At 61.4% G+C, this 8,687-nt stretch carries 10 protein-coding genes and 2 pseudogenes; 5 read left to right on the top strand and 7 right to left on the bottom strand.

Annotation, left to right across the window (positions count from 1 at the left end; all coding sequences use genetic code 11):
- Nucleotides 1–295 (bottom strand): annotated as a pseudogene (locus ATY80_RS07790) (IS110 family transposase); the annotation flags it as partial.
- Nucleotides 296–451: 156 nt separating this feature from the next.
- Between ATY80_RS07790 and ruvX the strand changes: the two are divergent.
- Complete coding sequence (ruvX, locus tag ATY80_RS07785; protein ID WP_088691863.1) at nt 452–946, top strand: Holliday junction resolvase RuvX; 495 nt, start codon at nt 452–454, stop codon at nt 944–946.
- Here the strand turns inward: ruvX and ATY80_RS07780 are convergent.
- The 5 genes from ATY80_RS07780 to ATY80_RS07765 all read right to left on the bottom strand — a co-directional run bounded on the left by ATY80_RS07780 (nt 883) and on the right by ATY80_RS07765 (nt 4,581).
- The gene (locus tag ATY80_RS07780; RefSeq protein ID WP_088691862.1) at nt 883–1,215 is read right to left on the bottom strand and encodes a DUF6105 family protein; all 333 of its coding nucleotides are present in this window, start codon (nt 1,213–1,215) and stop codon (nt 883–885) included. The genes ruvX and ATY80_RS07780 overlap by 64 nt on opposite strands.
- The gene (locus ATY80_RS28875; protein WP_189637102.1) at nt 1,212–1,385 is read right to left on the bottom strand and encodes a hypothetical protein; all 174 of its coding nucleotides are present in this window, start codon (nt 1,383–1,385) and stop codon (nt 1,212–1,214) included. Before ATY80_RS28875 ends, ATY80_RS07780 begins: the two co-directional genes overlap by 4 nt.
- A 123-nt stretch (nt 1,386–1,508) precedes the next feature.
- Nucleotides 1,509–2,171, bottom strand: coding sequence for a TetR/AcrR family transcriptional regulator (locus ATY80_RS07775; protein ID WP_088691861.1), 663 nt, complete (start codon nt 2,169–2,171; stop codon nt 1,509–1,511).
- A 143-nt stretch (nt 2,172–2,314) separates the two neighbouring features.
- On the bottom strand, nt 2,315–2,932 hold the full coding sequence (locus tag ATY80_RS07770) for a GNAT family N-acetyltransferase (RefSeq protein WP_088691860.1): 618 nt from the start codon (nt 2,930–2,932) through the stop codon (nt 2,315–2,317).
- A complete protein-coding gene (locus ATY80_RS07765) occupies nt 2,932–4,581 on the bottom strand; it encodes an acyl-CoA dehydrogenase family protein (RefSeq protein WP_088691859.1) in 1,650 nt (549 codons plus the stop codon). Before ATY80_RS07765 ends, ATY80_RS07770 begins: the two co-directional genes overlap by 1 nt.
- A 180-nt stretch (nt 4,582–4,761) precedes the next feature.
- Between ATY80_RS07765 and ATY80_RS07760 the strand changes: the two genes are divergently transcribed.
- From ATY80_RS07760 to ATY80_RS07745, 4 genes and pseudogenes are all read left to right on the top strand, one after another.
- Nucleotides 4,762–5,718 (top strand): aspartate carbamoyltransferase catalytic subunit, encoded by a 957-nt coding sequence (locus ATY80_RS07760; protein WP_088691858.1) that lies wholly within the window; start codon nt 4,762–4,764, stop codon nt 5,716–5,718.
- Nucleotides 5,715–7,004 carry a dihydroorotase gene (locus ATY80_RS07755; protein ID WP_088691857.1) on the top strand — a complete coding sequence of 430 codons (1,290 nt, stop codon included), beginning with the start codon at nt 5,715–5,717 and terminating at the stop codon, nt 7,002–7,004. Before ATY80_RS07760 ends, ATY80_RS07755 begins: the two co-directional genes overlap by 4 nt.
- A 19-nt stretch (nt 7,005–7,023) precedes the next feature.
- The gene (plsY, locus tag ATY80_RS07750) at nt 7,024–7,644 is read left to right on the top strand and encodes a glycerol-3-phosphate 1-O-acyltransferase PlsY (RefSeq protein ID WP_088691856.1); all 621 of its coding nucleotides are present in this window, start codon (nt 7,024–7,026) and stop codon (nt 7,642–7,644) included.
- Between the two features lies 1 nt (nt 7,645).
- A pseudogene (locus ATY80_RS07745) lies at nt 7,646–8,497 on the top strand (DNA-processing protein DprA).
- Between the two features lie 4 nt (nt 8,498–8,501).
- Here the strand turns inward: ATY80_RS07745 and ATY80_RS07740 are convergent.
- Complete coding sequence (locus ATY80_RS07740) at nt 8,502–8,681, bottom strand: hypothetical protein (protein WP_088691855.1); 180 nt, start codon at nt 8,679–8,681, stop codon at nt 8,502–8,504.
- Nucleotides 8,682–8,687 lie beyond the last annotated feature (6 nt).

Genomic DNA, 8,687 nt, shown 5'->3' with positions numbered 1-8,687 from the left:
AGTCGTACATCACCATCCAGTTGCGCGTCGCCTCGACCACCGCGTGGCTGTTCTCGCGGTAGCGCTCGAGAAAGCCGCCAAGCGACTGGCGGTCGTTCTTCACCCGACCGGAGCGCAGGGTCTTGCCACCGCTGTCCTGTACCACCAGGTGGCTGTAAGATTTGTGGTAATCGACGCCGATATGGTAATCATAGGAGGCAGTCATGCTTCCAACTCCCTTGTTGAGATCTGCGAAACCCCAATAAGGTAAGCCGAAAGGCTGGAAGTGTGACTGTCCCTCGATCATCACCTGCATCTCAGTGATCCGTTCTCTCAGCGGGCGCGGCCTCTTTCATGCCACCTCCTTTTATTATGGGATGCAAAAGCCTGCTTTGCTGGTTATGGACATATCCGATGCGGCCACAAAGAAAAGCGGCGCTGCTTCAATTTCTTTTGACGGGATGAAACGACGATGACGGTGCTGACGATCGAGGAACTGGCGACGGTGCTACAGCCGGGACAGGCGATCGCGGGTCTCGATCTCGGCACGAAAACGATCGGACTTTCGATGTCTGACCTCGGACGGCGCTTTTCGACGCCACGGCCGGTCATCAAGCGCGAGAAATTCGCGATCGATGCGGTAACGCTGCTGGAGTTCGCCGCAAGGGAAAAGGTCGCGGCCTTCGTTATTGGCCTGCCGATGAATATGGACGGATCGGCCGGACCGCGTGTCCAGGCAACACGCGCCTTCGTGCGCAACATGGAGCAGAAGACTGATCTGCCCTTCGTCTACTGGGATGAACGACTGTCGACGGTCGCCGCCGAGCGCGCGCTGCTGGAAATGGATGTGTCGCGTAGGCAGCGTGCCGAGCGGATCGACTCGGCCGCGGCAAGCTTCATTCTTCAGGGAGCGCTGGATAGACTTTCCTTGCTCGGCAGAGCGGCATCGGACGACCTGGATGCGTGACGCGCACGCCACCAGGCGTGAATTGCCTTGCGTCGGCGAAACCCTATGATTGCGAAAACGACGAGGCTATCGACGGCAATCGCGCGGGCAACCAGTGGCGGAATGGTTTCCGGCGGAATGCCAAGGATCTTTCCATAAATCTGGAACGTCAGGTCATGAACCTGCCTGCTCAGCATGAAGATGCCGAAGTTCATGTCGTAATAGGAAAGCCAGTACCATCCTGCCAAGAAGACAATGGGACCGGCCCAGAAGATCAGAAACCACTTCATGCGGTCGTCTCTCGTTCTCCTCGAGTGGATAGTCCCTCGTAAGAAACCAGCCATATTGACAACGCCATCGAACCCAGAACCAGCGCCGGCACAGCGATATCCAGCGCAAGCACAGCGAAAAACATCATCGCGGCAACAAGAAACGCGGCTTTCGCGATTTTGGTTCCCATGGTTCCAGACACCCAACATTTTGGACTGCCCGACAACCTGACTTCTTAACCGTGAAGGCGCAACGTAAACCATTTATTAAGGTTAACGCGTGCCTGGACACCTGTGGAAAGACCGTCTCTGTTTCAGCCGTAGACGCCGCGAACGATACGTTTCAAGGCGGTTGCCGCCTTCTCCCAATCCTTCGACGTTTTCAGCGCCAGTCCGGCGCACTGGCCGCCGGCGGATGCGGAAAGAACGAGATGCTGGATGGCTGCGATCAGAATCGCATTGACGGCCACGACGTCAACGCCCTTCGGCGGCGTCAGCGAGCCGCGCATGCGGTCGAGCCAGTTTGCCAAGGCCTTCGACCGCGCCTCGGAAAGTCGCCGGACCTGCTCGGTGTTTTCGGAGACCTCCCAGGCAACAATGCGACGAACAAGCGGATCATCCCGCAACGCCTCGAGGAAAAGCAGCGATAGCCGCTCCATCAGATCGCCGTAGGTCAGGAGGAACATGCCGCCGGTGTCCTCGGGAATGCGGTCCTTAACCCAATTGCCGAGATCGGCACCGATCGCCTCCACTAGACCGTTCAAGCCGCCGTAGTAGCGGTAGATCAGCTGTTTGTCGCATCCGGCGCGGCGGGCAACCGCATTGATCCCGAAATTCTGGAACCCCTCCTCCGCTAGCAGCGACTTGGCCGCCTTCAGGATTGCCTTCTCGGTCGCGCTTCGGTCTCGGATACGCTTTTCCGGCTCGACACGGATTGCGTCGGCAACGGGCGCTAGCACCATGGGATCATTGAGCATTGGGATTCGGTCCGAATTGTCACTTTGCGGTGAGTAGCAACCTCACCCACCACCGGCAACGGACAAGCCTTTGAAAGATTGTGGACAGCCTGCCAAAGGCGCCGATAGCAAGGGCGCGTCACCGTTTGGTGACTTGATTGCAGCTAGAGCTTCTGCCCAAACCACGCAGTCGGATCGGAAGCATCCACCAAGGGAGGTTCGAGGCGGACAAACCCACGGGAACCCCAGAAGCGCAGTGCGCCATGGTTATCGGGGCTGGCGCCGAGATGGACTGCTGTAACGCCAGCCTCTCGGGCATTCTTCAACCATCTGTCAAGAAGCGCGGTGCCCACCCCCTGCCCTTGAAGGCGCGGCAGAAGGTTCATGTGAATATGGGCGGGAAAGGTTTCGACGATCGCGGCAGGTACGTAAGACGGGTGATGGATTGACGCGGCGTACTTCTCATCCGCGTTCCAACTGGAAGGATCTCCCTGCGGGTTGGTATAGATCTTACGAAGCGAAGGCCACCACTCGCGTTCGAGGCGCTCCTCGAACGCGGCCGTGTCGAAGGCGCCGACAATGTAGCCGGCAACGCCTTGCGAATCTTCTGCCACGAAAGCCGTTTCGGGACAGAGCGAGACGTAAGGCGCTGAGTAGACATGGCCGATCAGCTTGCCGTCGCGATGCAGCTCGGACGCATCGCGGCCAGCATCGCCCGTCACCCGCGAGATTCGATAGATCTGTTCGAGATCATCGGCATGGACGGGGCGCAGTACAGTCATCAGCTTGCTGGCGGATAGAGCAGATCGACGATGTAGCTGGCGTCGAAGCGCGAATCCAGCATGCCATAGGTGGAACGCCAGCCGCCCGCCAGACGGGTCTCGATGAAGGCGTCGGCGATCCGCCCTGCGCCCAGGCGATAGAGTTCGGCGGCACCGGCGGCGAGTGCCAGTTGTTCGACCAGCAGACGCGCAGCACCTTCGTCCCGCTCGCAAAGCGCCATGGCGGCGCGCAGCACGTCGATTGTCTTCTTGCCTGCAGGCCCGAGATCACGCGCGAGCCCGGCAAACACCGTCTCGAAGAGGTCCTTGCCGCGATCGAGGATGCGCAGCACATCGAGCGCCATGACGTTGCCCGAGCCTTCCCAGATCGCGTTAACAGGCGCTTCGCGGTAGTGGCGGGCGATCGGACGTTCCTCGATGTAGCCACTGCCGCCGATGCACTCCATCGCCTCGTAGATCAGTGACGGCGCGATCTTGCAGCACCAGTATTTTGCAACCGGCGTCATGACGCGGGCGTAGGCCGCCTCTTCGGCACTGCCGCGCGCCCGGTCGAACGCATCGGCAAGGCGGAAGGACAGCGCTGTCGCGGCCGCCACATCGAGCGCCATATCGGCCAAGACACGCGTCATGATCGGCTGGCTCACCAACATCTTGCCGAAGACGCTGCGTCCGCGGGTATGATGTACGGCCTCAGCGAGCGAGGCACGTATGATGCCGGAGGAGGCCAGCGCGCAGTCGAGGCGCGTCAATGTCACCATGTCGAGAATCGTGCGGATACCGCCATCCGGCGTGCCGAGCAGGAAGCCGAAGGTATCGTTGAACTCGACTTCGGACGAGGCATTGGAGCGGTTGCCGACCTTGTCCTTCAGGCGCTGGAAGTGCAGGCCGTTTGCCGAACCATCTTCCAGGAGCCGTGGAACGAGGAAGCAACCCATCCCATCCTTCGTTTGTGCCAGCATCACGAAGGCATCGCTCATCGGCGCCGACATGAACCACTTGTGACCGGACAGGCGATAGATGCCTTCGCTGACCTTTTCGGCCGTCGTCTTGTTGGCGCGAACGTCCGTGCCGCCCTGCTTCTCGGTCATGCCCATGCCGATCGTCACGGCGGACTTCTGCATGGCCGGCTTGTTGGTGGAATCGTATTTGCGCGACAGGATTTTCGGCGCCCAGTCCTTCTGCACGGCAGGCGAAGCGGAGAGCGCTGCCACCGAGGCACTCGTCATCGTCAGCGGGCAAAGGTGGCCGCATTCGAGTTGCGCCGTCAGGTAGAAGCGAGCCGCCCGGACCTTGTGGGCCTGATTTTTCGCCTCGGTATCGGCCTGCGGATCCCAGACCGACGAATGCAGCCCCGATGACATCGAACGACGCATCAGTGCGTGCCAGGCGGGATGGAACTCGACGACATCGAGCCGCTCGCCGCGCGGACCGTGCGTGCGCAGCTGCGGCGTGCCCTGATTCGCCATGCGTGCCAGCTCCTGCGCCTCCGGCGAGGTCACGTACCGGCCCATATTGTCGAGATCGTCGCGGATCCCGCGCGGCAGCGTGCCAGTCAGGTCGACGATCAGCGGATCGGACCTGTAGGCATTGATGCCGGACCACAGGCTCGGCTGGTTGAGTTCGGCAAGTTTCTCTTCGGCGGGCGTCATGAATCGCTTCTAGTGCAAGAGGCAGGCAAAGGGAAACCGGAAGTTATAATTTCCCTACCTCTGCAATAGTTGAATTCGGGTAAAATTGCAGGGGGAGACGGGTCTTTGCCCACAGCGCAAGCTTGCCGCCGCCCGGCTCACTCTTTATAGACCCCGCAGACGACAGCAAGAGGCAGGTTCATGGTCTTCTTTCCCCACCGCCACCTCATCGGTATCAAAGGGCTCACAGAGCAGGATATCACCTTTCTCCTCGACAAGGCCGACGAGGCCGTGAAGATCAGCCGGCAGAGAGAGAAGAAAACCTCGACGCTGCGAGGCCTCACGCAGATCAACCTGTTTTTCGAAGCCTCGACGCGCACGCAATCTTCTTTCGAGCTCGCCGGAAAGCGCCTCGGCGCCGACGTGATGAACATGTCGGTCGGCAATTCTTCGGTGAAGAAGGGCGAGACGCTGATTGATACAGCAATGACGCTGAACGCGATGCGGCCTGATGTGCTCGTTATCCGCCATTCCAGTGCCGGTGCCGCCGCGCTCCTCGCACAGAAGGTGTCCTGCTCGGTGGTCAACGCCGGCGACGGCCAGCATGAGCATCCGACTCAGGCGCTGCTCGACGCGCTGACAATCCGCCGCGCCAAGGGCAAGCTGTCGCGGATCATCGTCGCGATCTGCGGTGACGTTCTGCATTCGCGCGTGGCGCGCTCGAACATCCTGTTGCTGAACGCGATGGGCGCACGCGTACGCGTCGTCGCGCCGGCGACGCTCCTGCCTGCCGGCATCGCCGACATGGGCGTCGAGGTCTTCCATTCCATGAAGGAAGGGCTGAAGGACGCCGACGTGGTGATGATGCTGCGCCTGCAGCGCGAGCGCATGTCCGGCGCCTTCGTGCCGTCGGTGCGTGAATACTATCACTTCTATGGGCTCGACGCGGAGACCCTGAAGGCGGCGAAGGAAGATGCACTCGTCATGCATCCCGGCCCGATGAACCGCGGCGTCGAGATCTCCTCCGAGGTCGCTGATGGACCGCAGAGCGTGATTGCGGAACAGGTGGAAATGGGGGTCGCCGTGCGCATGGCCGTGATGGAGGCGCTGCTGGTCTCGCAGAACCAGGGTCCCCGCACGGAAGGAGCCGGCGCATGAGCAACTCGATCGTCCTCAAGAACGTTCGCATCGTCGACCCTTCGCGCGATCTCGACGAAGTCGGCGCCATCATAGTCAAGGATGGCGTGATCGTCGCAGCTGGCGCCGATGCGCAGAACCAGGGAGCGCCTGCTGGCGCCCAAGTACGCGATTGCACCGGCCTCGTCGCCACACCGGGCCTCGTCGATGCCCGCGTTCATATCGGGGAACCCGGAGCCGAACATCGCGAAACGATCGCGTCGGCGAGCCGTGCGGCCGCAGCCGGCGGCGTGACTTCGATCATCATGATGCCCGACACCGATCCTGTCATTGACGACATCGCACTGGTCGAGTTCGTCAAGAAGACGGCGAAGGACAAGGCGCTCATCAACGTCTATCCGGCAGCGGCGATCACCAAGCATCTTGCCGGCGAGGAAATGACCGAGATTGGCCTGCTGATGGAAGCCGGCGCCGTCGCGTTTACCGACGGCCGTTCGAGCGTCCATGACACGCAGGTCCTCCGCCGTGTGATGACCTATGCGCGCGAGTTCGGGGCCGTTATTTCCTGTGAGACCCGAGACAAATATCTCGGCGCCACCGGCGTCATGCATGAGGGACTGTTTGCGAGCTGGCTCGGTCTCGGTGGCATTCCGAAGGAAGCCGAGCTCATCCCGCTCGAACGCGACCTGCGTATCGCCAAGCTGACGCGCGGCAACTACCACGCCGCGATGATCTCCGTGCCGGAGTCGGTCGAAGCGATCGAACTCGCCCGCAGTCGTGGGGCCACCGTGACCTGCGGCATCTCGATCAACAATCTCTCGCTCAACGAAAACGACATCGGCGAATACCGCACCTTCTTCAAGCTCTATCCGCCGCTGCGCTCGGAAGACGATCGCGTGGCCATGGTGGATGCGCTGGCGCGCGGTGCGATCGATATCATCGTCTCCTCGCACGACCCGCAAGACGTCGACACGAAACGCCTGCCCTTCGGTGAAGCGGCCGATGGCGCGGTTGGCCTCGAAACGATGCTCGCAGCGGCGCTGCGCCTGCATCACAGCGGCCAGGTCAGCCTGATGCGGCTGATCGATGCCATGTCGACGCGGCCGGCGCAGATCTTCGGCCTCGAGGCCGGCACGCTGAAGCCGGGCGCCAAGGCAGATATCACGCTGATCGATCTCGATGACCCTTGGCTTGTCTCGAAGGACATGCTTCTTTCCCGTTCGAAGAACACGCCGTTCGAAGACGCGCGCTTCAGCGGACGCGCTGTTGCGACCTACGTCGCCGGACAGTGCGTACACAGCATATAAAAAGACCACCGGAGGGAACATGGTCTCGGATCTCATGACGTGGCAGATCACGCTGCCGATCGCGCTGGCGGCTGCCACCATCGGCTACCTGCTCGGCTCTATCCCGTTCGGCCTGATCCTGACGAAGGCCGCCGGGCTCGGCGATGTGCGCAGTATCGGATCCGGCAATATCGGCGCGACCAACGTGCTGAGAACCGGCAACAAGAAGCTTGCTGCCGCAACGCTTCTGCTCGATGCGCTGAAGGCATCGGCCGCGGCCTGGATCGTCGGCTATTTCCTGGGCAACGAAGCGGCGCTGATTGCGGGCTTCTTCGCCTTCATCGGCCACCTCTTCCCGGTCTGGATCGGCTTCAAGGGCGGCAAGGGTGTCGCCACCTATATCGGAACGCTGCTTGGCGTTGCGCCGATCATGGTCGTGGTTTTCGCTGTGGTCTGGCTGGCGGTCGCCTTTACGACCCGGTACTCCTCACTTGCCGCATTGGTTGCAATGCTTGTCATTCCGGTTGCATTGTGGATACTGGGCGCCGAGAAGGTTGCAGCTGTCATGGCGATCATGACCGTCATCTCCTACTGGAAGCACAAGGCCAACATCTCCCGCCTGATGAGCGGGACGGAAAGCAAGATCGGAGCGAAGGGATAGGATGGACGCTTGCAGCGCAAGGCCAAAGGGAGTTGCGCTGACGGAACGCCAACGCATCGCGTGGCTGCGTCTCATCCGCTCCGACAATGTCGGGCCGGCGACTTTTCGCGACCTCATCAATCACTTTGGATCTGCCGAGACGGCGCTTGCCGCCCTGCCCGAACTTTCCGCGCGTGGCGAGGCGACGCGCTCCATCCGGATAGCAACGGAGACGGAGGCGCACAAGGAGCTGGAGGCCGCGCGGCGCTTTGGCGCCCGGTTCGTCGGTATCGGCGAGCCGGAATACCCGCAGGCCTTGAAGCAGGTCGACGGTGCTCCGCCTTTGCTCGCCGTCAAGGCAATCTTTCTGTCTCCTCGCAGCCGGCGGTCGGCATTGTCGGCTCCCGCAACGCCTCCATCAGTGGCGCCAAGTTTGCCGCCACGATTGCGCATCAATGCGGCAAGGCAAGCTATGCCGTCGTCTCCGGCCTTGCGCGCGGCATCGACACGGCCGCGCATCGCGCAAGCCTCGATACCGGAACGGTGGCCGCCATGGCGGGAGGTCTCGACCAGCCCTACCCACCTGAGAATGCCGGTCTGCTTGACGCCATCTGGAATGGCAACAGGGTTGCCATCAACGAAATGACGTTCGGAGCCGGACCGCGAGAGTGGCCCTTCGATGCTTCCGCCTGACGAATCCGATCGCTCGCTTATCGTCGATGCGCTCGGCCCGACGCCGGTCGAGATCGACGACGTCATCCGCCATACCGGCCTGCCGGCGGCTTCGGTTTATCTTGTGCTGCTGGAGCTGGATATTGCCGGAAGGCTTCATCGCCATCCCGGCGGCTTTGTCTCTCTTGCGATGGGCGATTGAGATCCTACATCCGGGCCTGCAGATCGCCAGCCTCGACATAGGCCATCTCGATCAGGTAGCACAGCATATCGGCGTTCTCTTTTTCCGCCACCCGCCGCAACTCAGCAAGCATCTGCCTAATAAAGGTGATGTTCTCATGCGAGCCGGATCGTCCGGTATCTTTCTTTGCGAACTTGGCCGCCATGGGATA

The organism is Rhizobium sp. R711, from assembly GCF_002211365.1.
GTDB lineage: Bacteria > Pseudomonadota > Alphaproteobacteria > Rhizobiales > Rhizobiaceae > Rhizobium.
The sequence above is the reverse complement of the archived record's forward strand: the minus strand, read 5'-3'. Positions and strand labels throughout refer to the sequence as shown.

Bases quoted from the DNA above. Each gene is read 5' to 3' on its own strand.
- ruvX (WP_088691863.1), top strand. From the start codon at position 452: ATGACGGTGCTGACGATCGAGGAACTGGCGACGGTGCTACAGCCGGGA.
- ATY80_RS07780 (WP_088691862.1), bottom strand. From the start codon at position 1,215: ATGAAGTGGTTTCTGATCTTCTGGGCCGGTCCCATTGTCTTCTTGGCA.
- ATY80_RS28875 (WP_189637102.1), bottom strand. From the start codon at position 1,385: ATGGGAACCAAAATCGCGAAAGCCGCGTTTCTTGTTGCCGCGATGATG.
- ATY80_RS07775 (WP_088691861.1), bottom strand. From the start codon at position 2,171: ATGCTCAATGATCCCATGGTGCTAGCGCCCGTTGCCGACGCAATCCGT.
- ATY80_RS07770 (WP_088691860.1), bottom strand. From the start codon at position 2,932: ATGACTGTACTGCGCCCCGTCCATGCCGATGATCTCGAACAGATCTAT.
- ATY80_RS07765 (WP_088691859.1), bottom strand. From the start codon at position 4,581: ATGACGCCCGCCGAAGAGAAACTTGCCGAACTCAACCAGCCGAGCCTG.
- ATY80_RS07760 (WP_088691858.1), top strand. From the start codon at position 4,762: ATGGTCTTCTTTCCCCACCGCCACCTCATCGGTATCAAAGGGCTCACA.
- ATY80_RS07755 (WP_088691857.1), top strand. From the start codon at position 5,715: ATGAGCAACTCGATCGTCCTCAAGAACGTTCGCATCGTCGACCCTTCG.
- plsY (WP_088691856.1), top strand. From the start codon at position 7,024: ATGGTCTCGGATCTCATGACGTGGCAGATCACGCTGCCGATCGCGCTG.
- ATY80_RS07740 (WP_088691855.1), bottom strand. From the start codon at position 8,681: ATGGCGGCCAAGTTCGCAAAGAAAGATACCGGACGATCCGGCTCGCAT.